This is a genomic window from Polynucleobacter sp. MWH-Svant-W18 (genome assembly GCF_018687495.1).
Lineage (GTDB): Bacteria > Pseudomonadota > Gammaproteobacteria > Burkholderiales > Burkholderiaceae > Polynucleobacter.
In genome coordinates this window covers 726,267-751,341 of record NZ_CP061293.1, presented here as the reverse complement: position 1 = coordinate 751,341, position 25,075 = coordinate 726,267, and the positions used below count along the sequence as shown (strand labels likewise).

At 46.1% G+C, this 25,075-nt stretch carries 26 protein-coding genes and 1 tRNA gene; 4 read left to right on the top strand and 23 right to left on the bottom strand.

The genetic code is table 11. From position 1 onward, the window contains the following. Positions 1–19: 19 nt before the first annotated feature. From pheS to C2757_RS03895, 11 genes are all read right to left on the bottom strand, one after another. Positions 20–1,066: a phenylalanine--tRNA ligase subunit alpha gene (gene pheS, locus C2757_RS03945; protein WP_215376393.1), complete on the bottom strand. Its 1,047-nt coding sequence runs from the start codon at positions 1,064–1,066 to the stop codon at positions 20–22. A gap of 25 nt (positions 1,067–1,091) precedes the next feature. Then, positions 1,092–1,457, bottom strand: a complete 366-nt coding sequence (rplT, locus tag C2757_RS03940; RefSeq protein ID WP_011902675.1) for a 50S ribosomal protein L20 — start codon at positions 1,455–1,457, stop codon at positions 1,092–1,094. A gap of 25 nt (positions 1,458–1,482) precedes the next feature. Next, positions 1,483–1,680, bottom strand: coding sequence for a 50S ribosomal protein L35 (rpmI, locus tag C2757_RS03935; RefSeq protein WP_011902674.1), 198 nt, complete (start codon positions 1,678–1,680; stop codon positions 1,483–1,485). Between the two features lie 151 nt (positions 1,681–1,831). Further along, positions 1,832–2,356, bottom strand: a complete 525-nt coding sequence (gene infC / locus C2757_RS03930; protein WP_215376865.1) for a translation initiation factor IF-3 — start codon at positions 2,354–2,356, stop codon at positions 1,832–1,834. A 42-nt stretch (positions 2,357–2,398) separates the two neighbouring features. Continuing rightward, the gene (gene thrS / locus C2757_RS03925; RefSeq protein ID WP_215376390.1) at positions 2,399–4,321 is read right to left on the bottom strand and encodes a threonine--tRNA ligase; all 1,923 of its coding nucleotides are present in this window, start codon (positions 4,319–4,321) and stop codon (positions 2,399–2,401) included. A 111-nt stretch (positions 4,322–4,432) separates the two neighbouring features. Next, a tRNA-Val gene (locus C2757_RS03920) sits at positions 4,433–4,509 on the bottom strand. Between the two features lie 76 nt (positions 4,510–4,585). Then, complete coding sequence (locus tag C2757_RS03915; RefSeq protein ID WP_215376388.1) at positions 4,586–5,839, bottom strand: MFS transporter; 1,254 nt, start codon at positions 5,837–5,839, stop codon at positions 4,586–4,588. A 31-nt stretch (positions 5,840–5,870) separates the two neighbouring features. Continuing rightward, the gene (locus C2757_RS03910) at positions 5,871–7,877 is read right to left on the bottom strand and encodes a bifunctional (p)ppGpp synthetase/guanosine-3',5'-bis(diphosphate) 3'-pyrophosphohydrolase (RefSeq protein ID WP_215376385.1); all 2,007 of its coding nucleotides are present in this window, start codon (positions 7,875–7,877) and stop codon (positions 5,871–5,873) included. 16 nt (positions 7,878–7,893) lie between these two features. Further along, complete coding sequence (locus C2757_RS03905; protein WP_215376382.1) at positions 7,894–9,759, bottom strand: alpha/beta fold hydrolase; 1,866 nt, start codon at positions 9,757–9,759, stop codon at positions 7,894–7,896. Between the two features lie 35 nt (positions 9,760–9,794). Then, positions 9,795–10,445 (bottom strand): CoA transferase subunit B, encoded by a 651-nt coding sequence (locus tag C2757_RS03900; protein ID WP_068321494.1) that lies wholly within the window; start codon positions 10,443–10,445, stop codon positions 9,795–9,797. Between the two features lie 46 nt (positions 10,446–10,491). Next, on the bottom strand, positions 10,492–11,193 hold the full coding sequence (locus C2757_RS03895; protein WP_215376379.1) for a CoA transferase subunit A: 702 nt from the start codon (positions 11,191–11,193) through the stop codon (positions 10,492–10,494). 156 nt (positions 11,194–11,349) lie between these two features. Here C2757_RS03895 and C2757_RS03890 point away from each other — a divergent pair, with 156 nt between their 5' ends. Genes C2757_RS03890 through C2757_RS03875 form a run of 4 tightly spaced genes read left to right on the top strand, consistent with a single transcriptional unit; the run spans position 11,350 to position 14,847 of the window. Then, complete coding sequence (locus C2757_RS03890; protein WP_215376377.1) at positions 11,350–13,020, top strand: electron transfer flavoprotein-ubiquinone oxidoreductase; 1,671 nt, start codon at positions 11,350–11,352, stop codon at positions 13,018–13,020. Between the two features lie 2 nt (positions 13,021–13,022). Beyond that, complete coding sequence (gene gloA, locus C2757_RS03885) at positions 13,023–13,412, top strand: lactoylglutathione lyase (RefSeq protein WP_215376374.1); 390 nt, start codon at positions 13,023–13,025, stop codon at positions 13,410–13,412. Continuing rightward, positions 13,409–14,584, top strand: a complete 1,176-nt coding sequence (locus tag C2757_RS03880; protein ID WP_215376370.1) for a GNAT family N-acetyltransferase — start codon at positions 13,409–13,411, stop codon at positions 14,582–14,584. Before gloA ends, C2757_RS03880 begins: the two co-directional genes overlap by 4 nt. Then, a complete protein-coding gene (locus tag C2757_RS03875; RefSeq protein ID WP_215376368.1) occupies positions 14,581–14,847 on the top strand; it encodes a DUF1289 domain-containing protein in 267 nt (88 codons plus the stop codon). The genes C2757_RS03880 and C2757_RS03875 overlap by 4 nt, the downstream gene beginning before the upstream one ends. Positions 14,848–14,873: 26 nt before the next feature. Here the strand turns inward: C2757_RS03875 and C2757_RS03870 are convergent, their stop codons facing one another. The 12 genes from C2757_RS03870 to soxX form a co-directional block, all read right to left on the bottom strand. After that, a complete protein-coding gene (locus C2757_RS03870) occupies positions 14,874–16,481 on the bottom strand; it encodes an ABC-F family ATPase (protein ID WP_215376367.1) in 1,608 nt (535 codons plus the stop codon). A 98-nt stretch (positions 16,482–16,579) separates the two neighbouring features. After that, entirely contained in the window at positions 16,580–17,290 is a 711-nt protein-coding gene (locus tag C2757_RS03865; protein WP_215376364.1) for a queuosine precursor transporter, read from the bottom strand. A gap of 8 nt (positions 17,291–17,298) precedes the next feature. Beyond that, positions 17,299–18,372 carry a tRNA 2-selenouridine(34) synthase MnmH gene (gene mnmH / locus C2757_RS03860; protein WP_215376361.1) on the bottom strand — a complete coding sequence of 358 codons (1,074 nt, stop codon included), beginning with the start codon at positions 18,370–18,372 and terminating at the stop codon, positions 17,299–17,301. 28 nt (positions 18,373–18,400) lie between these two features. Further along, on the bottom strand, positions 18,401–18,745 hold the full coding sequence (locus C2757_RS03855) for a TIGR01244 family sulfur transferase (protein WP_215376358.1): 345 nt from the start codon (positions 18,743–18,745) through the stop codon (positions 18,401–18,403). Positions 18,746–18,793: 48 nt separating this feature from the next. Next, complete coding sequence (locus C2757_RS03850; RefSeq protein WP_215376355.1) at positions 18,794–19,240, bottom strand: DUF6691 family protein; 447 nt, start codon at positions 19,238–19,240, stop codon at positions 18,794–18,796. A 1-nt stretch (position 19,241) separates the two neighbouring features. Beyond that, on the bottom strand, positions 19,242–19,763 hold the full coding sequence (locus C2757_RS03845) for a YeeE/YedE family protein (protein WP_215376352.1): 522 nt from the start codon (positions 19,761–19,763) through the stop codon (positions 19,242–19,244). Continuing rightward, complete coding sequence (locus tag C2757_RS03840; RefSeq protein WP_215376349.1) at positions 19,705–20,826, bottom strand: YeeE/YedE family protein; 1,122 nt, start codon at positions 20,824–20,826, stop codon at positions 19,705–19,707. The genes C2757_RS03845 and C2757_RS03840 overlap by 59 nt, the downstream gene beginning before the upstream one ends. Before the next feature lie 20 nt (positions 20,827–20,846). Beyond that, a complete protein-coding gene (locus C2757_RS03835) occupies positions 20,847–21,164 on the bottom strand; it encodes a hypothetical protein (RefSeq protein ID WP_215326928.1) in 318 nt (105 codons plus the stop codon). Positions 21,165–21,223: 59 nt separating this feature from the next. Next, positions 21,224–22,180 (bottom strand): MBL fold metallo-hydrolase, encoded by a 957-nt coding sequence (locus C2757_RS03830; RefSeq protein ID WP_215346934.1) that lies wholly within the window; start codon positions 22,178–22,180, stop codon positions 21,224–21,226. A gap of 12 nt (positions 22,181–22,192) precedes the next feature. After that, complete coding sequence (locus C2757_RS03825) at positions 22,193–22,630, bottom strand: DsrE family protein (protein WP_215326917.1); 438 nt, start codon at positions 22,628–22,630, stop codon at positions 22,193–22,195. A 22-nt stretch (positions 22,631–22,652) separates the two neighbouring features. Then, complete coding sequence (gene soxB / locus C2757_RS03820) at positions 22,653–24,383, bottom strand: thiosulfohydrolase SoxB (RefSeq protein ID WP_215376346.1); 1,731 nt, start codon at positions 24,381–24,383, stop codon at positions 22,653–22,655. Between the two features lie 45 nt (positions 24,384–24,428). Further along, positions 24,429–25,067 carry a sulfur oxidation c-type cytochrome SoxX gene (gene soxX, locus C2757_RS03815; RefSeq protein ID WP_215326897.1) on the bottom strand — a complete coding sequence of 213 codons (639 nt, stop codon included), beginning with the start codon at positions 25,065–25,067 and terminating at the stop codon, positions 24,429–24,431. Between the last annotated feature and the right edge of the window lie 8 nt (positions 25,068–25,075).

Below are 25,075 nucleotides of genomic sequence, written 5' to 3'. Positions count from 1 at the left end.
GCGATCTAATTAGTATTTGTTATGCAGGAAACTGCGCCAAGAAGCGCAAATCGTTTTCAAAGAACAGACGCAAGTCATCAACGCCATAACGCAACATGGTTAAGCGCTCTAAACCAGAGCCAAATGCGAAGCCAGTGTAGCGTTCAGGGTCAATCCCCATATTGCGCAATACATTAGGATGCACTTGCCCCGCTCCAGAAATCTCTAGCCAACGGCCGGCAAGTTTGCCGCTCCCAAAGGCCATATCGATTTCAGCAGAAGGTTCTGTAAATGGGAAATACGAAGGACGAAAACGCACTTGCAATGCATTCGTTTCAAAGAAGGTTCTCAAGAAATCGGTATAGACCCCTTTGAGATCCGCAAATGAAACGCTTTCGGCAATCCATAAGCCTTCAACTTGATGGAACATCGGGGAATGCGTTGCATCACTATCCACACGGTAGGTTCTGCCTGGTGCAATCACCTTAATTGGCGGCATGACATCTGCATGAGCATATTTTTTGACATGCTCACTGGCATAGCGCACCTGAATTGGACTCGTATGAGTACGCAATAGCAGTGGCTTTCCGTTGCCATCTTTGCCGTCAATGTAAAAAGTATCCTGCATCGAGCGCGCAGGATGATTCTCTGGACTATTTAAGGCTGTGAAATTAAACCAATCGGTTTCAATTTCAGGGCCATCTGCTACATCAAAACCAATCGAACGGAAGATCTCCTCCACCCGCTCCCAGGTGCGCATCACGGGATGCAGGCTTCCCACTGCTTGGCCACGACCAGGCATAGAGACGTCGATGGACTCTGCCGCTAGACGTTGCAGCAACACAGCATCCGCCAAAGCTTGGCGACGCTCTTGCAATGCCGCCTCTACTTGGGTTTTGATTTGATTAATTTGGGCGCCAGCACTCTTGCGCTCCTCAGGCGACATTCCACCAAGCGCTTTTAAACGCTCAGTGAGAACACCTGACTTACCGAGATACTTGGCTTTCGCGTCCTCAAGAGCTGCCGCATCGGCAGCTCCGAGGAAATCACGTTTAGCATCCTCGACAATTTGGTCGAGAGAAACCATTGCAGCTTAGTTTAGAAAACTAAGATTAAGCTGCAGCGTTTACTACGGATTTGATCCGAGTAACCAAAGCAGCAAAAGCCGCTTTGTCAGCAATGGCCATATCAGAAAGCACTTTGCGGTCGAGTTCGATCGCAGCCTTCTTCATACCATTCATGAATACGCTATAGGTCATGTCATGCTGACGAACTGCCGCGTTGATACGAGCAATCCACAAAGCGCGGAATACACGTTTCTTGTTGCGACGGTCACGATAGGCATATTGACCAGCACGCATAACCGCTTGCTTAGCAATACGGAATACGTTTTTACGACGACCGCGGTAACCGGTTGCGGCATCAGTGATTTTTTTATGACGGGCTCTTGCTGTAACCCCACGTTTGACTCTTGGCATTGAATTCTCCTAATTTAGTCTGAGGTTAAGCGTAAGGAAGCATGGAGCGAATTGACTTAACGTCAGCTTTCGCAACTTCTGTGGAACCACGCAAATGACGCTTATTCTTTGTGGTCTTCTTCGTGAGGATGTGGCGTTTGAAAGCCTGACCTCGTTTGATCGTTCCGCCTGCGCGAACCGTGAAGCGCTTCTTCGCGCTACTCTTGCTCTTCATCTTGGGCATAAAGCACCCCTTCTTCTACTTGTGCAACATAGGTGGTAACCGACGGTCACTCTTCCTGTACCCAGAAGCACTTCTAACTACCGGCACCCTCAGTGATTCACTTCGGGCACCTCCCTACATAAGAAAAAGATCGTTCCAAGGAATTGTCTTTTTACTTAGCCTTACGAATGGGGGCCAATACCATCACCATCTGGCGGCCTTCCATTTTTGGAAACTGTTCAACTTGGCCAAACTCTTGTAAGTCCAACTTCAAACGTTCCAACATTCTTGCTCCGATTTCCTGGTGGGCCATTTCACGACCCCGAAACCGCAACGTAATCTTTGTCTTATCGCCATCTTCCAAAAAGCGGATTAGATTGCGTAGCTTCACACCATAGTCACCATCATCTGTGCCGGGACGGAATTTCACTTCCTTCACCTGAATCACTTTTTGCTTCAGCTTAGCTTCATGCTGACGCTTCGCTTCCTGGTACTTGAATTTGCCAAAGTCCATGATCCGGACTACAGGTGGTTCAGCTGTCGGAGCAATTTCAACCAAGTCGGTATCTTTCTCTTCCGCTAAAGCCAGGGCTTCACTCAACTTAACTACACCAATGGGTTCTCCATCAATTCCAATCAAACGCACTTCAGGAGCAGTAATTTCCCGGTTAATGCGCTGCAATTTTTCAGTAGCGATCTTCTTAATTCCTTTAAAAAAACAATAAAAACCGGTCTACCCCTAGCTAGGCTCGGGTCCGACTTTCTGGGATATATCCTGCTGGAGTCGGGCAACGAAGGCATCAAGGGGCATTACACCTAAATCCACTCCGCCACGGGCACGAACGGCCACCGTATTACTTTCAGATTCTTTATCCCCTACAACAAGCAAAAATGGGATCTTCTGTAATGCGTGCTCGCGTATTTTATACGTAATTTTCTCGTTCCGCAAATCGGATTCAACTCTAAACCCTTGTTTTTTCAGCATTTGCTGCACTTGTTGTGCATATGCAGCAGAATTTCCGGAGATATTCAGGACTACAGCCTGGGTTGGAGCTAGCCAAACCGGCATGTTTCCAGCGTGGTTTTCGATCAAAATACCAATAAAACGCTCTAAGGAGCCCACAATTGCCCTATGAAGCATGACTGGAGTCTTGCGGCTATTGTCTTCAGCCACATATTCAGCCCCTAAACGGGCTGGCATGGAGAAATCGACCTGAATCGTGCCGCACTGCCAAGTCCGGCCAATAGAGTCCTTGAGGTGATATTCGATCTTCGGACCGTAAAAAGCACCCTCGCCTGGCAATTCTTCCCATTCTTGGCCGGAAGCCTTTAATGCACCACGGAGGGCCTCTTCTGCTTTATCCCAAATAGCATCATCACCAACACGCTTAGCTGGACGTAAAGCGAGCTTTACAGCCACTTCGGTAAAACCAAAATCTTGATAAACCGCGCGTACTGCTTTATCGAATGCAGCGACTTCAGATTGAATCTGATCTTCTGTACAGAAAATATGCCCATCATCTTGAGTAAAACCGCGCACACGCATCAAACCATGTAAAGCACCCGATGGTTCATTACGGTGGCATTGGCCAAACTCACCAAAGCGTAATGGCAACTCACGATAGCTATGTAAACCAGAGTTATAAATTTGCACATGACCTGGACAGTTCATCGGCTTTAATGCATACGCACGATTTTCTGACTCAGTCGTGAACATGTTTTCTTTGTAGTTTTCCCAGTGACCAGATTTTTCCCAAAGACCACGATCCAAAATCTGTGGTGCCTTGACTTCTTGATAACCCTCTTGTTGATACACGCGACGCATGTATTGCTCAACCTCTTGCCAAATAGACCAGCCTTTTGGATGCCAGAAAATTAAGCCTGGGGCCTCTTCTTGGAAATGGAATAAATCGAGCTGCTTACCAAGGCGTCGATGATCACGTTTCTCGGACTCCTCAAGCATATGCAAATAGGCATCTTGATCTTCCTTACGCAACCAAGCAGTGCCATAAATCCGCTGCAACATTTCATTTTTGCTATCGCCACGCCAGTAAGCGCCAGCCAGCTTCATAAGCTTAAAGACTTTCAGCTTTCCTGTAGAAGGCACATGGGGGCCGCGACATAAGTCAGTGAACTGACCTTCCGCATATAAGGACACATCCTCATTTTGTGGAATGCTGGCAATAATTTCGGCTTTGTAATGCTCGCCCTGATCTTTGAAAAACTGTACTGCTTCATCACGGGGCAACACACTACGGACTACTGGCTCGTCTTTTTTAGCGAGCTCAGTCATTTTCTTTTCTAGCGCTATTAGGTCATCTGGTGTAAATGGACGATGATAAGAAAAGTCGTAATAAAAACCATTGTCTATCACTGGACCAATCGTGACTTGCGCCTCTGGAAATAACTCTTTGACGGCGTAAGCTAACAAGTGTGCAGTCGAGTGACGCACAATCTCCAAGGCCTCAGGACTCTTGTCCGTGATGATGGCTAATTGACTGTCTTTATCAATGACAAAGCTGGTGTCAACCATCTTGCCGTCAACAATGCCGCCTAGGGCAGCTTTTGCCAAACCACTACCGATACTTTGAGCGACATCCGCAACGCGAACTGGGGCCTCAAATTCACGTTTTGATCCATCGGGTAGCGTTACTACAAGCATGATGACTCCATCTTATTTACTGAACTTCGCCCTTACTTCACACATCTAAAAATAAAGCGCGGCAGCTTTTGGGCATCCGCGCCTTGGGTTTCCCCATTGGGTCTTATTCGTTGGTAGGCTCGATTGGACTCGAACCAACGACCCCCACCATGTCAAGGTGGTGCTCTAACCAGCTGAGCTACGAGCCTAAAAGGAGGATTTTACCCTATTGACCCACATCCAGGTGCATCGCCAATATCAATCCAGGCGGATTATTGAGAACCGTTAAAACTGTTTCTTTGCAAGATACAGGCCAATACCGAAATTCAGCAGTCCTAAAGCCGCAACATAAAAGGCTGGCGCCATACTGGAAAAAGGAATCAGCAAGCTGACGAAGATGGGTGTGAGGCCACCCAAGATGGCATAGGTAATATTGTAAGAGAAGGATAGCCCTGAAAAGCGCACTTCCGGTGGAAAAGACAAAACACCTACCGTCGGAGCCAAAGCAATCACACCCACAAAAAAACCATTGAGGCCATACAGCAACAATAAATGCTCGTGAGAGATATTGACTTGCTGGTATAGCAACAGCGCACTGAAAATAAGGCCAAGTGATCCGAATGACATCACCCTACCAACACCAAACTTTCCAGCGAGCGCTCCAAACACCAAGCAACCGATTGATAGGCAGACAGTCGCAACGCCATTAGCCTCCAACGCTAGCTTTGGAGAAACCTTAAATACCGTTTGCAATAAAGTGGGTGTCATCAAAATCATAGTGACAATCGATGCGGCCAAAACCCAACTAACTAATGCGGTCAGAACAACCGCTGGTCTTTGTTCAAGTAAGACCCGCTTTAGTGGCATCTCATTACGCACAATGTCTTTTTGCATTGCTTGAAAGACCGGGGTCTCGTGCAGCCATTGCCTCAGCATGACAGCAACGATCCCGAAAATGCCTCCCGCTAAAAAAGGAATACGCCAAGCAAAGCCTAATATTTCTGGTGGGCTATAGATAGTGTTGATTGCCAAAGCTACCATGGCACCCAAGAAAATGCCGCCTGTTAAACCTGCAGTCAAAGCAGCGCAAGCAAAGCTAATGTATTTACGTGGCACATGCTCAGAAACAAATACCCATGCACCAGGCACCTCTCCGCCAATCGCTGCACCTTGCAACATTCTGAATAAGAGCAAAAGCAAAGGAGCGTAGATCCCAATGTCTACATAAGTTGGCATCAAGCCAATGAATAAAGTGGGGACGGCCATCAGGAAGATGCTCAGAGTAAACATCTTTTTTCTACCACGCGTATCACCAAAATGCGCCATGATAATTCCGCCCACAGGTCTCACCAAATAACCGGCAGCAAAAATACAAAATGTCTGCAACTGACTTAACCACTCAGGCATCGATGGGGGAAAAAATAAGGCGCCAATAGTCCGAGCGAAGTAGATAAAGATGATGAAATCGTAAAACTCGAGAACACCCCCTAAAGCAGAGAGGCTGAGTACTTTAAATTGTGAGCGGGAAAGTGATTGCATGCGAAGCCAGTAAAGTATTTCGTTTACTGTATCACCGACGGCGAACTTGGGTTACCCCTTTAACCTCTTCCAAGCTATTTTGAACTACACGCAGGACTTCAGAATCCTTGACCTCAACAGTCAATAGAATTTGAGCCAGCCCCTTTTTGGCAGACTTACGCAGATCAATCACATGCACGCCCTGCCTAGTCAAAATCTCAAACAACTCCCTCATGAGATCCGGGCGATCTAGACCAGTGACAACTAAATCTGCAGGAAACACCTTTTTTTGATCCTGTTCCGCATTAGCAGTGCTGGAGGTCCATGCGGTTTGAATAACACGCTCGGGTGCTCGCTCCAATAAACCTCTAAATGTTTTACAGGAGCGTCGATGAATCGATACCCCTCTACCCTGAGTCACAAATCCAGCAATCGCATCTGGTGGCACTGGCCTGCAGCAGCGGGCCAATTGCGTCAACAAGGAATCTACGCCTACAACGAGCACATCACCACTTTGACCTGTCTTACGTGTACTCGTGCGCAGCACAATATCGGGTGCGGGTGTTTTGGTTTCAGTGACAGCTTCAGATTTGATATCGGTGGATTTAGTGCCACCCTCTTCATCGTCGAGCGCATTAAACCAAGCACGTACTCGGGAACGCGCTCTTTGGGAGCGGAGATAGTGTTTGTCAGGGCTAATCCAGTCGCGCGATGGTCCACCATGCTTAACGGCAATGATTTCAATGGTTTGACCATTTTGTAATGCAGTCTCTAAGGGCACCATCGCACCATCGACCCGTGCACCCCTGCAACGATGACCTAAGCTGGTATGTACCGCATACGCAAAATCAAGCGGCGTTGAACCTTTTTCTAATGAAATAACTTTGCCCAAAGGGGTAAGTACATAAATATGGTCATCAATCTCATGATGCTTGAGTTGCTCCCAAGCATCTTCTTTCCAAGAGATCAACTGTCTTGCCCAAGCGATCTGTCGCTCGTAGGCAACCTCAGCACTATGCGTGCCTTCCTGATGAGTGGCGCCTAGTTTATTGCTCTTTGGCGGGCTAGCCATACCTGCATAAGCGCCCTCTTTATAGCGCCAATGCGCTGCTAAACCATATTCAGCCTGTTGATGCATCTCTTGCGTACGCACCTGGACTTCAAACGCAGTGCCATCGTCATTCATGACCACCGTATGCAGTGATTGGTAGCCGTTGGGTTTTGGTCGTGCGATGTAGTCATCAAACTCTCGTGGCACAGGTTGCCAAACGTTATGCACAATTCCTAATACTGCATAGCAAGACTTCACATCTGAAACCAATACTCTGAATGCCCTTACATCGTAAAGATCTGCAAAGTCGAGTGACTTACCCTGCATCTTTTTCCAGATGCTATAAATATGCTTAGGCCTTCCCAAAACCTCGCCATCAATATGAGCTGCATGCAACTCTTCTTGTAGTTGCAAGACAATTCGATCGATAAATGCTTGGCGCTCAATTCTTTTGGCGTCTAACATTTTTGCAATGTCACGATAGACCTCAGGCGACATTACCCGAAAGGCCAAGTCTTCCATCTCCCACTTCATTTGCCAAATACCTAAGCGATTCGCTAGGGAGGCATCAATATTCAGAATCTCTTGCGCCCAACTTGTAGGCATGGTGATTTTTTCTTGAATTACCCAGCGAAGGGTTTGTAAACGTGAGGCAAGATAAATGAGAACTACCCGCAGATCATCACCAAAGGCCAACAACATCTTACGGAGCATTTCTTCTTGACCGGTAAGATTGGTGGCTCCGTCTTCGCGGAGCAACTTTGCCTGTGCTTGACGTAGACCACGATAGCCGATCAAGAGTTTTGCGGATTCTTCACCAATTAATTTCGTGAGCGCTTCTTTGCCATGTGTACGCCCAATATTGTGCGCAGCTCTTAATGTGGCCTCGTCTAAATTGAGGCTTTGCAGGATTTGGGAAACCCCAGCTGCGTGAACTTCTGCTGGCTCGCCATACCAGGCATCGTTGAATAGAGCAGTTTTTTCTGATGAACTAGGAGTGTTTGCCATTGGCAACTATGAACAGTTAACTGAAGAATTCTTTGGCTATTGCAATTTGTTCTTTTTTCACAAATGCAGGAGCATGGCCCACATTCGGAATTTCGATACTACGGGCATGCGGATTGACTTGACACATCTTGGCTACTGTCTGCGCAGATAACAAGTCAGATTGAGCACCGCGCACAATCAGAATCGGAATATGAATTTGTTCAAAGGCGTGCCACATGGCTAGCTCTCCAGCTTTTGCCATCATTGGATTCACCGCAGCAAATGGCACAGCAATATCAGCGTCGTAATGCATGATCCACTTACCATTGCGCTCTAGTAGCATTGGCCCGTTATAGATTTCCCACTCCTGAGCGGTGTGCTCACCGAAGGTAGCGCAAATTGCATTTAAACGCTCAAGTGCTTCCGCCCGATTGGTAAATTCGAATGGCTGTCCAACGTAAGAACCCAAGCGCGTGATAGCTTCAGCTTCAATTTTAGGGCCGACATCGTTAATTAACATTCTGCATATTGGAGAATTTGGCATCACGGCATAGACCATGCCAATCAAACCGCCCATTGAAGTGCCCAGCCAATCAACTTGAGTTACGCCAAGTGTCTTAATGAGTTGCATGATGTCTGCAACATATTGTGGAACTGCATAGAGCATAGGATTGCTTAAACGATCCGAGTCTCCCCTACCAACGATATCGGGGCACACAACGTAATAGTCATCACACATGGCTTCAGCCAGAGTTTTAAAGTCACTCCCGCGCCTTGTTAGGCCATGGACACACATCAATACTCGTGGGTTTTTAGGGTCTCCCCAAGCGTGATAAGCCATCCGATGACTGGCATCGCCACTCACGCACTGGACATAAAAGGTATCGCCATGATGTTTGATAGCGCTTGTTGGTGCATGCTCTTTCATGCAATGATCATGACTATGCTCCTCTTCACCAATCTGCTCAGGCTGAAGGGTGACATGATCAATGCCATGATCATTCAACAACATCGTATTGATACGGGACATAATTTGCGGCCACTCCTGCATATTGGCAATTTCAATATGACCAATCAATGCCGGAAAGCCAGGGGTCATTTCCCAGACATGCAAATCATGCACAGCCAAAACCCCAGGCACTCCCTTGAGGTCTTTACCAACCCGGGAGTAGTCAATATGCAAAGGCACACCTTCCATTAAGAAGTGATAGGACTCACCCAAAATCGAAAAGGTTGATTTCAGAATTAACAAGGAAACTAATATGGATATCAATGCGTCCGCAGGCATCCAACCTGTGAATTGAATGACGAGACCAGCCAATAAGGCGCCTACAGAACCTAGCAAGTCGCCCATCACATGCACTAAAGCTGCACGAGTATTGACGCTCTTCTTGTCGTGGGATAACACCCAAGCAACCACAATATTCATGAGTAGGCCAATGGCAGCAACCACTGACACTGTTAAACCATCGACTTGATGCGGAGTAAAAAAGCGACTAATCGCTTCAGACACTATCCACGCTACTAAGCCCAACATGCAGATGCCGTTCACAAATGCGGCGAGCGCCTCTGCCCTGCCAAATCCGAATGAGTGTTTGGGCGATGGGGGTCGACGCGAAATAATTTGGGCCAACAGAGCTAAACCTAAAGCAGCAGCATCGGTAACCATATGCCCTGCATCTGAAATCAGAGCTAATGAACCTGCAAAGTATGCTGCGGCAGCTTCTACACCTGAAAAGCCTAAAGTGAGTATTAAGGCAATTAAAAGCAGATTTTGATTGGACGCTTGCTTACTATGACTATGTTGAGCATCCCCTTTTTTATGGGCATGCAGCGAAGGATCGGCAACAGAGCTAGTCTGATGCACTGATTTATGAGAATGTGAGTGATGGAATCCCGACATGGCGATTCCATTATTTCATTAAATAGTGACTGCTGTTAGAAACCTGTTGTATCAACAGGGGCACCCGTTTTGGCAATCACTTCTTCCTTAGTGACTCCCGGAGCTAATTCAGTGAGCTTAAGCCCCTTAGGGGTGATATCTAGAACACAGAGGTCAGTAATGATCTGGCTAATGACACCTACGCCGGTTAAAGGCAATGTGCATTTAGGCAAAATCTTAAGCTCTTCTGTGCCATCTTTCTTTTTGGCAACGTGTTCCATCAGAACAACTACGTGCTTTACGCCGGCCACCAAGTCCATTGCGCCACCCATACCTTTGACCATCTTGCCTGGAATCATCCAGTTGGCCAAGTCACCGTGCTCGCTTACTTGCATCGCACCCAAAATCGCAATATTGATTTTGCCGCCACGAATCATGCCGAAGGAATCAGCAGAAGAAAAAATGGATGAGCCTGGCAAAGTCGTAATTGTTTGTTTGCCAGCATTAATCAAGTCAGCATCAATGGTCTCTTCTGTTGGAAATGGGCCGATACCCAATAAGCCATTTTCGGATTGCAGCCATACTTCCATATCTTTAGGCACATGGTTTGCTACCAAGGTTGGCATTCCAATACCCAAGTTCACGTAGTAACCATCTTTTAGTTCTTTAGCAGCACGGGCTGCCATTTCATCTCTAGTCCAAGGCATATCAATCTTCCTAAATATTCTGTTCTATTACTTCTTTAATGGGTAGTTACGCTTTTGCCGTCATCGTGCGCTGCTCAATACGCTTCTCTGGAGTCTTATGCAGCACCAGGCGATGGACATAAATACCGGGGGTATGAATTTCATCGGGGTGAAGTTTGCCGTTCTCCACAATCTCTTCTACCTCAGCCACAGTGATCTTGCCTGCCATTGCTACGACTGGATTGAAGTTGCGTGCGGTGTAGCGATAAACCAAGTTACCAGACTTATCTGCTTTCCAAGCTTTCACTAAAGAGATGTCAGAAATAATCGCGCGCTCCATGATGTATTTCTCGCCATCAAATTCTTTCACTTCTTTACCCTCAGCAACCAAAGTGCCAACACCGGTCTTGGTATAGAACGCAGGAATGCCGCAACCACCGGCACGCAATTTTTCTGCCAAGGTTCCTTGTGGTGTGAATTCCAACTCCAACTCACCTGCTAAGTATTGGCGCTCAAACTCTTTGTTCTCACCAACATAAGATGCCACCATCTTTTTAACTTGACGCGAATTAAGTAAGAGACCTAATCCAAAACCATCAACCCCTGCGTTGTTTGCAATTGCAGTTAAATTCTGCACACCCAAATCTTTGACCGCCTGAATGAGTGATTCAGGAATTCCGCACAGGCCAAAACCGCCAACTGCGATTTTTTGCCCGTCTTTCAAGATATCCCGCAAGGCATCTACTGCCGATGGGTAGGTTTTGTTCATCTTTTCCGTCCTAATATTGCTGATATGGGTAATAAAGCAATCATAACGCTTTAGGGGTGTAAGCCCAGCCAGTCATGGCACAAATTGGGGTTTTCGCAGTTCGAACTAAACTAACATGGCTAAAAACCCTATTTTTGAGAATTTCGGAGAATTTGAATGGATGCTGTACAGCTGCTAGAGCAATTTGGACCCAGGGAGTCCATGGACTATGACTTAGTCATTGTTGGCGGCGGCCCTGCAGGCTTATCAGCGGCAATCAAAGCCAAACAATTGGCCAATGACTCCGGAAAAGACATTAGTGTTTGTGTTCTCGAAAAGGGCTCTGAAATTGGTGCACACATTCTGTCTGGCGCGGTAATGGACCCTAAAGCACTGACAGAACTCTTTCCCGATTGGAAAGCCATGGGAGCACCTCTGCATACAGAGGTGACTGCTGATCAATTTCTCTTCTTGACTGAAAACAATGCTTATCAAGTTCCCAATTGGATGTTGCCGCATTGCTTTAAGAATGAAGGCAACTATATTGTTAGCTTAGCAAATGTCACTCGCTGGTTAGGTCAACAAGCTGAGAATCTTGGGGTTGAAATTTTTCCAGGCTTTCCTGCAGCAGAAATTCTCTACAACGAGCAAGGCGCAGTTTGTGGTGTGATCACTGGCTCGATGGGCTTAGATAAGGAAGGTAATCCCACCGATCAATTTCAGCTGGGTATGGAATTGCGTGCTAAGTACACCCTCTTTGCTGAAGGAGCACGGGGTCACCTCGGCAAGCAACTCATTGCGAAGATGGCATTAGACAAAGATGCCGATCCCCAAAGCTATGGCCTGGGTATCAAAGAACTGTGGGAGGTTGAACCTTCTAAGAGCAAGCCCGGCTTAGTCGTGCATACCGCTGGCTGGCCATTAGAAAACGATACCTACGGTGGCTCATTCCTGTATCACCTAGGAGATAACAAAGTAGCTGTTGGTTTGGTGGTGGGTCTTTCCTATAAGAACCCTTATCTCTCCCCATTTGAAGAGTTCCAACGTTATAAATTACACCCAAAGATTCGGGAAACTTTTGAAGGTGGCAAACGACTAGCTTACGGTGCTCGGGCGCTGACGGCTGGCGGTTTAAATAGCCTACCGAAAACAGTATTTCCTGGTGGTGCATTAATCGGTTGTGATGCAGGCTTCCTCAATGCATCACGCATTAAAGGCAGTCATGCCGCAATCAAGACTGGCATGCTGGCTGCAGAGGCTGCGGTCGCAGCGCTCAGCGAGAATCGCTCTGCTGATGTGCTATCTGCCTACCCTGCTGCATTCCAAAATAGCTGGTTACATACCGAACTCAATCAAGCACGTAACTTCAAGTCCTGGATGTCAAAAGGACTTTACTTAGGCACTCTGATGGTTGGCCTAGAGCAAAAACTCTTGGGCGGCAATGTACCTTGGACAGTGCACCTCAAACATGCTGATCATGAATGCCTCGAGCCTGCCGTTCAACATCAGCCCATTGATTATCCAAAGCCTGATGGCAAGATTACCTTTGATCGCCTGTCTTCAGTATTTATCTCCAACACCAATCATGCCGAAAACCAGCCTATTCATTTGACTCTTAAAAATGATGCAGTGCCAGTAGACATTAACCTGGAGACCTATGCTGGTCCCGAGCAACGCTATTGCCCTGCCGGTGTTTACGAATACGTCGAAACCGATGGTAAAGCCCGCTTGCAAATCAATGCGCAAAACTGCGTGCATTGCAAAACCTGTGATATCAAAGATCCTACTCAAAATATTATTTGGATTACCCCCGAAGGTGGTGGTGGCCCGAACTACGCGGAGATGTAATCATGATGATTCTTCATACTATGCTTAGAGTTGGCGATCTCAATCGCTCTCTGGATTTTTATACCAAAGTACTCGGCATGAACTTACTGCGCACTACTGACCGCCCTGAACAGAAATACTCGCTCGCCTTCGTTGGCTATGGCAAAGGCAATGCCGATGGCCAATCAGAGATTGAATTGACCTATAACTATGGTGTTTCTTCCTATGAGCTAGGCACAGCCTATGGCCACATCGCTATCGGTGTGCCCGATGCGTACGCGGCGTGCGACAAAATTAAAGCAGCTGGCGGCAATGTCACTCGAGCCGCTGGTCCTGTAGCCGGTGGCGACACCATCATTGCCTTTGTTACTGATCCCGATGGCTACAAAATTGAATTGATTCAGCATTCATGACATCTGACTCAGGTCAATATCAATTAGAAATCCTCGATCAACTATCTAGTCTATCTGCTTCAGAGTGGAATGCGCTGACTGGGCAAGATACGGGCCCTTTCACCAAATATGAATTTTTAAGCACTCTTGAAGAAACGGGATGCGTTGGTGGCAATACAGGTTGGCAAACAGCCCACTTAGTACTTCGTCATCATGGTCGCTTGGTTGCTGCCATGCCGCTATACCTTAAGCAGCACTCCTACGGAGAATTTGTTTTTGATTGGTCATGGGCGCAAGCATATGAGCAATATGGCATGCAGTACTTCCCTAAAGCCCTATGTGCAATTCCATTTACACCTGTCCCAGGCACCCGCATATTAACGGCCGCAGGTGAAGATAACGAAGTCTTGCACCAGAAAATCATTGAAGGTCTAAAAGCCTTAGTTATCCATAATGAGCTCTCGTCCGCTCATGTGCTATTCGCAACAGAAGCTGAGCTCCAGGCCCTTCAGCAACAGGGCTTTATGTTGCGTGATTCAGTGCAGTTTCATTGGCACAACCAAGAGTTCAAAAATTTTGAGGAATTTTTGGCCGCTCTCACCATGAAGCGTCGTAAAAATATCCGACGTGAGCGCGAGCTGGTGGCTAAAGAAGGCATTTCTTTTAGACATATACCCGGCAGATCATCTACTGACCAGGACTGGGAATTCTTTTACAGCTGCTATGAAAATACTTACCTAGATCATCAATCCTCGCCCTATTTAAATGAGGCCTTTTTTAAACTGTGGGCTGAGCGCATGCCTGAGAATCTCCATCTGATTTTGGCCCAAAGAGAAGGACGCCCCATTGCAGCATCTCTATTAGTCGTTGATAAAGAGGCTTCCAAGGCTTTTGGAAGATATTGGGGCGCAGTAGAACATGTGCCGAATCTTCATTTTGAAACGGCTTACTACCAAGCCATTGAGTACTGCATTACTGAGGGCATTCAAATCTTTGAAGGCGGCGCCCAAGGTGAACATAAAATGGCGCGAGGATTTTTACCAACCACTATTCAATCCGCACACTACATTGCAGATCCGAAATTTGCGCAAGCTGTAAAACATTTTTTACAACGCGAGCAGCAAGGCATTGGCGCCTATGTAGACGAGCTCAACGAGCACAATCCGCTGAAATCCACTAAAGTAGAAGCATGACCTCCGAAAACGGCAAACTCAATCAAGCCCAAGATGGCTCGCACTCCTTATCGACAGGAGATGCAGAATCCGATTCTCCTTGCATAGGTGTCTGTACTACCCTCTATGACGAGATCTGCCAAGGGTGTGGACGTAGCCTTGGTGAAGTGAGCAACTGGGTGTTTTTCTCAGACGAAGAAAAAGCCTTAGTGTGGAAACGCATTCGTGAAGATGGGACTGCAATGCGCTTTCAGAGACAAGCTAAAGAGAATAAGTCTGCATAGACCCACCCTCTTAGCCTTTTGACAACTTAACCTTCTAGCGCTTGGCTGCGTAGATATTCTTCGTAAGTACCAGAATAATCCACCACAGTGCCGTCCATCTTCACTTCCAAGATGCGATTGGCTAAAGCAGAAACAAATTCGCGGTCATGAGAAACAAATATGAGCGTGCCATCGAATTTCTCAAGCGCAATTTGTAAGCTCTCGATTGATTCCATGTCCATGTGATTGGTTGGCTCATCCATTGCCAGCACGTTGTATTTTTGGAGCATAAGCTTGCCCCAAATCATTCTGCCCTTCTCTCCACCGGAGAGTACTTTGACAGACTTACCAATGTCGTCACCTGAGAATAGTAAGCGGCCCAGGGTGCCACGAATCACTTGATCATCGTCCCCAGTATTGCGCCAATTATTCATCCAATCCATCAGTAGCTCGTCCTTGGCGAACATCTCGGTATTGTCCTGAGGCATCACACCAACATTAGCATTTTCAGCCCATTTGACGTCACCGCTATCCGCAGCGATACCATCAAAGCGTTTACTCAAGATGGTTTTGAGAAGCGTTGTCTTACCAGCGCCGTTCTGACCAATGATGGCAATCTTTTCACCCGCACGAACACCAAGCTTAAAGTTCTTAAAGATGGTGCGGTCATAAGCCTTAGTCAGCGCATTGCACTCAACCGCCATGTTATGGAGTTTTTTCTCGGTATCAAAGCGAATGAACGGGTTTTGACGTGAGGATGGCTTTACTTCCACTACTTCAATTTTTTCTAACTGACGTTGACGTGAAGTTGCTTGACGCGCTTTAGAAGCATTTGCAGAGAATCGAGCCACGAAAGCAGCCAATTCAGCAATTTTTTCTTTGGCTTTGACGTTATTGCTTAACTGTTGTGTACGCGCCTGAACCGATGCCAGCATGTAGGAGTCATAGTTTCCTGGGTAGACCTTCAATGTGCCGTAGTCCATATCAGCCATATGCGTACAGACTTCATTGAGGAAGTGACGATCATGAGAAATGATGACAATGGTGCTCTTGATTTGATTCAGAATATCTTCAAGCCAATGAATGGAGTGAATGTCCAAGTTGTTAGTTGGCTCATCGAGGAGGAGCACATCTGGATCAGAAAACAATGCTTGGGCTAGCAATACACGCAACTTCCAACCAGGGGCAACGTTACTCATCAGGCCTGTGTGTTGCTCAATTGGAATACCAATACCGAGCAATAACTCCCCTGCCTTGGCTTCCGCTGTATAGCCCCCGTACTCGGCATACTTGCCCTCGAGCTCGGCTGCCTTCATATAATCTTCATCAGTCGCATCTGGATTGGCATAAATTGCATCGCGCTCAGCTGCAGCCTTCCACATCTCTTCATGACCCATCATCACGACATCGAGCACACGCACATCTTCATAGGCAAACTGGTCTTGACGTAATTTACCTAAACGAATGCCGGGATCCAAACTGACGTTACCGCTGGTGGGCTCTAGCTCTCCACCCAAAATTTTCATGAAAGTGGATTTACCGCAACCGTTGGCACCAATCAGGCCATAACGATTACCGCCGCCAAACTTCACGGAAATGTTTTCAAACAAAGGCTTTGCGCCAAACTGCATGGTGATATTAGATGCGGACAACACGGATGTTTTCTAGCTTTCTGAAATTCAATTCAATAGATACCCCCAGCATTGAGGGCAAAGACCGTTATTTTAACGGGTTAGGAAGACAGAAGGCGAATTTAGACTTTGACCCTAAATGGGGTGAAATTCGTATGAATATCGTAGTAATCCTCATTTTCCTTGCGCTTGAGAAAATGCACCACCCAATAGGTTAGCGGGGTTGCTAGAACTTCCCAGGAGGTTTTCAGCACATATTGGGCCAAAGCCAACTGCAGGATCTCATGCGTCGGCCAAATGCCATAAAAGGCCAACATATAGAACAAAGAAGAGTCCACTAGCTCGCCTATCGCGGTTGAGCCAATGGTACGTAACCATAGGAAACGGCCCCGGGTACGGATTTTCATTTTGGCAAGTACATAGCTATTACTAAGGCTGCCGCACCAAAAGGAAAACATCGAAGCCAAAGCAATACGCCAGGAGTTACCAAAAACCGTTTCCAATCCCTGCTGATAGTTCGCCATATAAGCACCTGGGGCGACTGGTAAGGCAATCACAATCTGCGCCATCACCGCGGCAAATGCAAGAGCAGCAAAACCTGCCCATACTGCACGGCGGTCATAAGCGTAGCCATAAACCTCGGTAAGGATGTCGCCAAAAAAGTAGGAGATCGGGAAGAACAATATGCCACCACCAAAAGGGATGGCGCCAAAATATGGAAGCTCAACAATTGCTGCTTTACCGGCTCCAATAAAGTTGGAGCACAGTAAGACCACCACAAACGCAGCCAGAATTAAATCGTAATAACGATGGTGTCGTTTTGGCGAATCCATGCTGAGAGCTAAGCGTTCGCCTTCAAAATGAGTGCCTTGGCAGCCTGTAAAAACGCCTCATCACTATCGTTTTCAAGTTGCACAAAGTTATCAATCTTGTATTGCGGGAAATTCCGCACAATCGAGGATTGATAGGAAGGGTCATAGTGCTTGACTAGTAACTCCTCAACAAGCTCCGGAAAGTTACCCGCATCAATCGCCTCATTCCATTTAGCAATTCGCACTTTTCCATAATGCGCTGTTAATAAAGCCAACTTATTCTTGAAATTATCTGTATCGATTAAGAAGTGATGGTATTCGCTGATCAACCAAGAGACACGAGTTTGCGTACTCGAACGCAACTCAATACAAGCACCATTGCGAATCTTTTCCATCAGCGCATCCGGTATATGCAATCCACCGACCTTCTTGCTTTCGGATTCTACAAAAACTGGTTTTGATGGATCCAGCTTGCGGAGTGCATTCCATAAAGCAGTTTCGAAAGCTTTTTGTGAGGGCTGCTCAATATTGGGTTCGTTACCTAACACCGAGCCTCGATGGACTGCCAATCCCTCTAGATCCAAAATCTGTGCACCGAGTGCACCAATTTCTTGTAGCACTTTGGTTTTACCGCTGCCGGTCATACCGCAGATGACCTGAAACGTGAAGGCATTTGCGGCCTGCTCTAGACCATCAATCACTGTCCGTCTAAAGCCTTGATAACCACCCTCCAATTGCAGCGCTTTCCAGCCAATGCGATTAAGAATATGCGTAAACGCCCCGCTACGTTCGCCACCACGCCAGCAATAAATCAGCGGACGCCACTCGCGTGGAAATTCCAATAAATGGGTTTCCAAGTGTTGAGAGATATTTCGAGAAACGAATGCGGCACCCAGTTTTTTAGCTGCAAATGGAGAGACCTGCTTATACAGAGTGCCGATCTCAATCCGTTCTTCATTACTCAGCACGGGATAATTTACAGATCCAGGAATATGGTCTAAGGCAAACTCTGCTGGTGACCTAACATCAATGACAATGTCAAAGCGATCTAATTCAGATAGAAAATGTTCTAACTTTAAGATGTGTGGATTGCTGGGCTGCATGCCTTTTACTGGTTGGTTAACTAAAAAGTTAACCTACTTGCAATGCAAGGTGATACAAATTGGTAGAGCGTGCTCCTGATCGACAGAATGCCAATACGGGACTAGGCATGGTTTTCAGAAGACGCGCCATTTCAACTACTTGATCTGGAGTAAATGCACCAGAAACGACTGGCAAGTATGCGTAGTGCAAACCAAGCTTTTCAGCTTCAGCCTGGATATCTGCATTTTTAGGCTGGTCGGGTCCACCCTCACCATCGGGACGATTATTAATCACACTCTTATAGCCTTGTTGAACAATCTCAGCCAAATGACTTGGGTCAATCTGACCAAGAGTTCCAAATTGATCGTTATGACAAGAAATGGGAAGACTCATTGCATCCTCTTTTTAAAAGATTTTTGAAAAAATTCATACGACACTAAATTACGCTTGCCCTGGCTTTTGCTTGTGTGCAGTAAAGAATCTTTCGCAGATTCTCATGCCAGCCAACATTGCAATAATAAATACAAAGGCCTTTAAGTATCCAGCCCCAAAAGCAACAAGAGCGGGGCCGGGACAAATACCTGCAATGCCCCAGCCAATACCAAAAATAAAGCTGCCAACAATTAAAGGTTTTGAGATATCACGTCTAGTGGGAATATGTAATGCACCACCAAAAAAGGCTTCGCTTCTCTTGCTAACGATGTAAAAACCTGCCAAACCTACCAATATCGCACCAAGCATGACAAATATCAAAGAAGGGTCCCACAATCCAGCAATATCCAAAAAGCCCAATACCTTTTGTGGATTACTCATTCCGGAGATGATCAATCCCCAACCAAACAGTACGCCAATCGCATACTGACTGAAGAGACCAAGATTTTTTTTCATATTAGCCTCCGATGAAATGACGTAAAACAAATACTGTTAAAAAGCCTGCACTCATAAAAGAGAGTGTGGCGACCAATGAACGGGGTGATAAGCGAGATAAGCCACAGATACCGTGACCACTGGTACAGCCTGAGCCGTATTGAGCACCAAAACCAACTAACAATCCTGCCAATAAGATCGCATACCAATCTGAATCAATCTGAATGATCGGCCTGATATCAAATATGAGGGCTGCCCACAATGGAGCTGATAGTAAGCCGAGTACTAGGCTTAAGCGCCAGACAATATCCCCTGCCTTGGGATGCAGCAAGCCCGATACGATCCCGCTAATCCCCAGAATTCGACCATGAAGAAGCACGTAGAGAGCTGCAGCTACTCCAAGAATCATTCCACCAAGTAAAGATGGAATAGGCGAGAAGGTTAACCAGTCGATTTGCATGCTATGTGTTCCGATCTCTAAATAATTAGTTACAAGGGTTTGGTGCCAAGCGCATTTGCAAGTAACGAACGCCCAGGTAGCCACCGAAAATGAATCCTGGCAAGGCCAAGAGAGAACCCAAGGCCAAAGTAGATATGCCACTCAATCCTTGGCCAACAGTGCATCCTAAGGCAGTAACTCCGCCAAACCCCATCAAGGCAGCACCAATCAAATGATTGGCGGTATCTTCTGGATTGCGAAAGGATTCCCAACGAAATGATTTCGTCAGCACTGCCACCACTGCAGAACCCAAAATCATCCCTACAACTGCAACAATGCCGATAGTCAAAACCTTAGAGGTATCGCTATACAACATCAACCAATCTAAAGAATATGCATAAGGAGCCACAAAGGAAAGACTTTCCATGCGGCCAGAATTCGTCAATAAAAAGACTTCCTCAAGCGTATTGGGATCTTCCGCAACATGACCAAGATTGCCTGAAACCCACCAAACAGCCGTGATGGCAATGCCGACCGCGATCCCAGCAAAAAGATTCTCACCAGTTCTAAAAGCCTTATTAACCAGGGCAAAAGCAATAAACGCAAAGCCAATAATCAGGCCAAGTACTAGGTGCAAGCGAGCCCGCTCGATTCCAAGCGAATCGCTCAGCAGACTGGGTAAATCTTGAGGGGTAGCGAATGTAATAAATACTGCATCTAAGGTGTTGATGCGAATAACGCCCAAAAAACCTCGCAAAGTCATATAAGCAGTTAAGCCGAGAACCATAAACACAATGACTGACTTAAGATTGCCTCCACCAATACGAACCAGCGTTTTACTACCGCAACCCGAGGCTAAGACCATACCGAGCCCAAATAAAACACTACCAACAATAGTTGAAAGCCATAAAAACTTATTGCCCGTGTAGATTGTTTTTAGTGGATCAATCAGACCCAAGTATGAGAGAAAGGTAAAGCCAAGGATCGCAACGCCGATCGCTAAGAACCACTGCCTCAGGCGTTTCCAGCTGGCAATAATGAAAACATCAGTAATGGCGCCCATACTGCAAAAACCTGTTTTTTGCATCACCATGCCCAACGCAAAAGTAATGGCAAAAGTTGCCCAAAGAACAGACTTGCCTAAAGAGGAAATATCAACAACATCCATGGTGATTAGATTCAGAAAAATTAAGGTTTAAATTTATAAAACTGTTTATTCAGGTAGGCAGTTACATCAGCCTCGTCCTCCGGAAAAAGATCCAGGCGCAATTCAGTATTGCAACGCTCTACCATCGACTTTAGTTTTGGAAGAGAGTTCACCTTGCCATCAGATCGCGTGTAAATCATGTCGCCATTACCAAAGCCTGTTTTCTTTGCATGGCAGGCGTAGCACTTCTGCTGATCAATTGCTTTCCCATTTTCTAGGTTTGCACTCGCAAAACTAGAGCTAGCAATAGAGATCAAGGCCAATACAAAAGACCTACGAATAAATGCGGTGAATGTCATTACAAATCAGTGATTTATGGCTAAAACCACCATTTTAGAGCTAAGTGACTAATTTCGCCCTATTCGGCCTGAATGGATAGATAAACGTTATACGCATTCATGCGGTTGGCCGATCTAAATAAAGGCATACCTTCGTATTCAGACCAATCCACCTGTTGATAAGCCTCTTCAAAGGGATCCATATTAATTGCTGCTGCTGACATAGATTCTCTTAAGTATTTAAGGTAAGCGCGAGTAAAGCCGATATCCTCAACTGGCTTGACAGAGTACGCTCCATGACCTGGAATGACGACATTGGGGTTGAGCTTTTCAATTTCATCCAAAGCCAGTAACCAGCCTTTGCTATCAGCGTTACCCACAAAAGGAATTCGCCCACGAAATACTAAATCTCCAGCAAAAAGCACTTTTTCTGAGGGCACATACACTATGAGATCTTCTGGAGCGTGGGCAGGACCAACCCTAGTGATCAAAAATTCTACTCCGCCAATATTCAATCTCTTTTTTTCATCAATCCAGACATCAGCTGATATCAGCCTTGTATTTGCATTAACCCAAGGAGCAAAATCAATGCGAGAAGCGATAAGACGTTGTTTTGCTGTTTCAGAAGACAGGTAATTTCTGCCCTCACCCTGAGCATAAATGCTTGCACCAATTTTCTTAAACTCCTGTAATCCATAAACATGATCAGCGTGATAGTGACTCACAATCACTGCCACAACTTTTTGATTGGTGATCTTCTTAATTTCGGCTAAGAGCTTCTGGGCAAGTATTGGTGATCCCAAAGCATCCATCACCACTACACCCTCTGGCGTGATCACAAAACCAGCGTTAGAAATAAAGTTCTGATTTGCACTGCTTCCCATTTCGGGGCGCCCCTGGACAAAATAGGTATGAGGAGCAACTTGTATTGGCTTGAGCTGGACATTATCTGGCGCTCCAGCGGACTGCGCAAAAGCGGCCCCCAAAAAGATAAGGGACCCAAGAATCCCCGTCCAAGCGCGGATGAAACAAATCATGACAAAAACTGCTTATGGCTTAATGTAGGCAAAGCCATCCTTATATTGAAGATCCGCAACCCGCACCACTCCAGATGGCGTGAAATCGGCATCAAGAACAAATTGATCCTTTTTGAAATTACGATTCTTTAAGGTAATCTCGCACACCTCAAATTTCACACCGCGGGATTTCAATGCTGAAACTAGAGGCGCGTATTCAATATTGTTCTTCTTATCCTTAGCACCTTCCATCAAAAGATCTACACCATTCGCATGAGTAACAACAATGATGATCGTGTTTGGGGCAGTATCTAGATGATTGCGAATATTTCGCAAACCCTTTAAGCCTTGAGTTTCGGCATCATCGATGTGGTACACAACTTTAGTGGGGCCAGTCTGTTGCGCGAATACTGCTGAACCAAACCCAATTGCAAGTAAGGCAGCTAAAAATAGATTGACGATTTTCTTCATCAAATTTCCTTCGAATCAATCATTAGATTGGGGCCATACCAGGGTTACCAGAAACACCCTTAATCACTGGCTCATTGAGTTTTACAGCCTTCACCACCTTCACATCCCTGAGGTGTCGTTCAATGACATCCCAAATTGGCTCGCCACCTGCATTTTTAGCCTCCTCACTCACCGGAGCCCATCCTGCCACCTTATAGGTCTTGCTAGCTTCGATAGCTTTCCCATTCAGACGCATATCAGAGATGCGGTTTCCAGCACTTTGGACGGGATCGATGGTGTATTGCATGCCGCCAACACGCACCATATCGCCGCCCTGTTGATAATAAGGGTCTGGGTTAAATAAATTATCAGCCACATCCTCTAGGATCGTCTTAATCATTTCACCACTCATATTCGTTACTGTGGTGTAGGGATAAGTAATGGCAGTTTGGTCGAGAAGATTTTCGCGAGTAATCGCTTGGCCAGGTAGCAGGCTTGTTCCCCAGCGGAACCCTGGTGAAAATGCAATCTCCGCATTTTTCTGAGACATCAAACCATCTAAGATTAATTGATCAAAGCTGCCATTGAAATTACCGCGACGGTAGAGCAGACCATCGGTAGTTGCTAATTTTTCATTTAGCTTGGCTTCATAGGGTGCCCTTACCTTAGCAATCAACTTTGACATCGCAGGGTCAGCAGGAATCATATTGGAGAAGATGGGCAATAGCTTGTAACGAAAATCTACTGGCTTTCCACCTTTGACATCAAAATCTAATACGCCTAAGAACTTACCATTTGAGCCAGCATTGGTTACCAAAGTCATACCGCCACGATTCTTTACCTGTACTGGAATGGGCACTCCGTCATGCGTATGACCGCCTAAAATAGCATGCAATCCACTCACGCGTGACGCCATCTTTAAATCAACATCCATTCCATTATGAGAAAGGAGAACAACTATCTTTGCACCCTTAGCTTTTACTTCGTCAATAGTTTTTTGTAGATTTTCTTCCTGAATACCAAAAGTCCAATCAGGGGTGAAATAGCGTGGATTGGCTATTGGCGTGTATGGAAATGCTTGTCCAATAATGGCAACTTGCACTCCATTCATATTTTTCATGACATAGGGATTAAAGACCATATCCCCAAAGTCAGATGTCTTAATGTTCTGAGCAATGAAAGAAACTTTTCCCTTGAAGTCGCCATTCACGATTTCCATCACGCGCTTCTCACCAAGCGTCATTTCCCAGTGAGGGGTCATCACATCAACACCTAAGGCCAGTGCTGCGTCTACCATATCCTGACCATTGGTCCAGAGTGCGGTTCCTGATCCTTGCCATGTATCACCACCATCTAGCAACTGCGCACCTGGACGCTCTGCCTTTAATTGCTTAATTAGAGTTGCCATATGCTCAAAACCGCCCATCTTGCCGTAATTTTGTGCAGCGGCAACATAGTCTAAATAAGTAAATGCATGTGCATCACGCGTACCAGCCGGTATACCGTTTGCTTTTAAAAAGTACTCTCCCACTAAATGGGGCGTCTTACCTTCTTGAGCACCGATACCGAGATTTACATTCGGCTCACGGAAATAGATTGGCAATAATTGTGCATGGCAATCCGTGAAATGCAGGAGATGGACATTGCCAAATTTTGGCAGATCATAAAACTTTTGAGCAGAAACTTGCGCACCAGCAAAATTGGATTGCAAACTCAATCCGCCTGCTGAAGCAATCGCTAAAGCCTGCAGAAAATCACGACGACTTAAAGACATAAGATTCCCTTTGTGAAAACAGGCCTGTCGGCCTGTTGTTCATATTTATTGATTTACCGGTGAAGCTGGATCCAGCAGCAACGCCATCAAATCTTGAATTTGCTGTTCATTTAAGAGCTTAAAGTGTGCAAATCGAGGCATATTGCTACAAGCGTTATAAGCCTTGGAGTTATTAATACGGTTCCAGGTATACACAATTAATTCCTGTGAATTACCACGTAACTTTCCATAATTCCACAGGGTTGGTCCAATCGTTCCATAAGAGATCTCTTTCTTATCGATTTGATGACAGTTATAACAACCACCTCCGATTGGAGTATCGGCCTTATCTGTCCACGTAGCACCGCGACCACTTTGAGCAATCGCTTCACCCTTCTTCCAGTCGCCGATGTATTTTCCATCAGAAGGCTGTTTGATACTATCCATGTTGATCTTCTGAATCTTTTCACGCATTGCTTGACCTTTTACGCTACCTGCAAAGACAGGGTCAGAACAAAACTTTTGCGTCTCGTCCTGTTGAATGCGATCTAATCCAGCTATACCCTCCGCTCTAAAACCATCCTTCATCATCTTATTGAATTTAGGATCGTTGGCTTGTTGAGCAAATACAGAGCTCTGAGTTGCAACTGAAACCAAGGCAAAAACGCCGATAACTAGGAGGGATTTGATATTCATTATTTTCATTTTCTCTA

What these genes read in the sequence shown, in the direction of transcription:
- C2757_RS03840 (WP_215376349.1), bottom strand. Translation starts at nt 20,826, where the DNA reads ATGGATGTTGTTGATATTTCCTCTTTAGGCAAGTCTGTTCTTTGGGCA.
- C2757_RS03880 (WP_215376370.1), top strand. Translation starts at nt 13,409, where the DNA reads ATGACATCTGACTCAGGTCAATATCAATTAGAAATCCTCGATCAACTA.
- C2757_RS03895 (WP_215376379.1), bottom strand. Translation starts at nt 11,193, where the DNA reads ATGAACAAAACCTACCCATCGGCAGTAGATGCCTTGCGGGATATCTTG.
- thrS (WP_215376390.1), bottom strand. Translation starts at nt 4,321, where the DNA reads ATGCTTGTAGTAACGCTACCCGATGGATCAAAACGTGAATTTGAGGCC.
- C2757_RS03915 (WP_215376388.1), bottom strand. Translation starts at nt 5,839, where the DNA reads ATGCAATCACTTTCCCGCTCACAATTTAAAGTACTCAGCCTCTCTGCT.
- C2757_RS03825 (WP_215326917.1), bottom strand. Translation starts at nt 22,630, where the DNA reads ATGAAGAAAATCGTCAATCTATTTTTAGCTGCCTTACTTGCAATTGGG.
- soxB (WP_215376346.1), bottom strand. Translation starts at nt 24,383, where the DNA reads ATGTCTTTAAGTCGTCGTGATTTTCTGCAGGCTTTAGCGATTGCTTCA.
- C2757_RS03830 (WP_215346934.1), bottom strand. Translation starts at nt 22,180, where the DNA reads ATGATTTGTTTCATCCGCGCTTGGACGGGGATTCTTGGGTCCCTTATC.
- C2757_RS03855 (WP_215376358.1), bottom strand. Translation starts at nt 18,745, where the DNA reads ATGAGTCTTCCCATTTCTTGTCATAACGATCAATTTGGAACTCTTGGT.
- rplT (WP_011902675.1), bottom strand. Translation starts at nt 1,457, where the DNA reads ATGCCAAGAGTCAAACGTGGGGTTACAGCAAGAGCCCGTCATAAAAAA.
- rpmI (WP_011902674.1), bottom strand. Translation starts at nt 1,680, where the DNA reads ATGCCCAAGATGAAGAGCAAGAGTAGCGCGAAGAAGCGCTTCACGGTT.
- gloA (WP_215376374.1), top strand. Translation starts at nt 13,023, where the DNA reads ATGATGATTCTTCATACTATGCTTAGAGTTGGCGATCTCAATCGCTCT.
- pheS (WP_215376393.1), bottom strand. Translation starts at nt 1,066, where the DNA reads ATGGTTTCTCTCGACCAAATTGTCGAGGATGCTAAACGTGATTTCCTC.
- C2757_RS03850 (WP_215376355.1), bottom strand. Translation starts at nt 19,240, where the DNA reads ATGAAAAAAAATCTTGGTCTCTTCAGTCAGTATGCGATTGGCGTACTG.
- mnmH (WP_215376361.1), bottom strand. Translation starts at nt 18,372, where the DNA reads ATGCAGCCCAGCAATCCACACATCTTAAAGTTAGAACATTTTCTATCT.
- C2757_RS03875 (WP_215376368.1), top strand. Translation starts at nt 14,581, where the DNA reads ATGACCTCCGAAAACGGCAAACTCAATCAAGCCCAAGATGGCTCGCAC.
- C2757_RS03900 (WP_068321494.1), bottom strand. Translation starts at nt 10,445, where the DNA reads ATGCCTTGGACTAGAGATGAAATGGCAGCCCGTGCTGCTAAAGAACTA.
- soxX (WP_215326897.1), bottom strand. Translation starts at nt 25,067, where the DNA reads ATGAAAATAATGAATATCAAATCCCTCCTAGTTATCGGCGTTTTTGCC.
- C2757_RS03890 (WP_215376377.1), top strand. Translation starts at nt 11,350, where the DNA reads ATGGATGCTGTACAGCTGCTAGAGCAATTTGGACCCAGGGAGTCCATG.
- C2757_RS03865 (WP_215376364.1), bottom strand. Translation starts at nt 17,290, where the DNA reads ATGGATTCGCCAAAACGACACCATCGTTATTACGATTTAATTCTGGCT.
- C2757_RS03905 (WP_215376382.1), bottom strand. Translation starts at nt 9,759, where the DNA reads ATGTCGGGATTCCATCACTCACATTCTCATAAATCAGTGCATCAGACT.
- C2757_RS03835 (WP_215326928.1), bottom strand. Translation starts at nt 21,164, where the DNA reads ATGACATTCACCGCATTTATTCGTAGGTCTTTTGTATTGGCCTTGATC.
- C2757_RS03910 (WP_215376385.1), bottom strand. Translation starts at nt 7,877, where the DNA reads ATGGCAAACACTCCTAGTTCATCAGAAAAAACTGCTCTATTCAACGAT.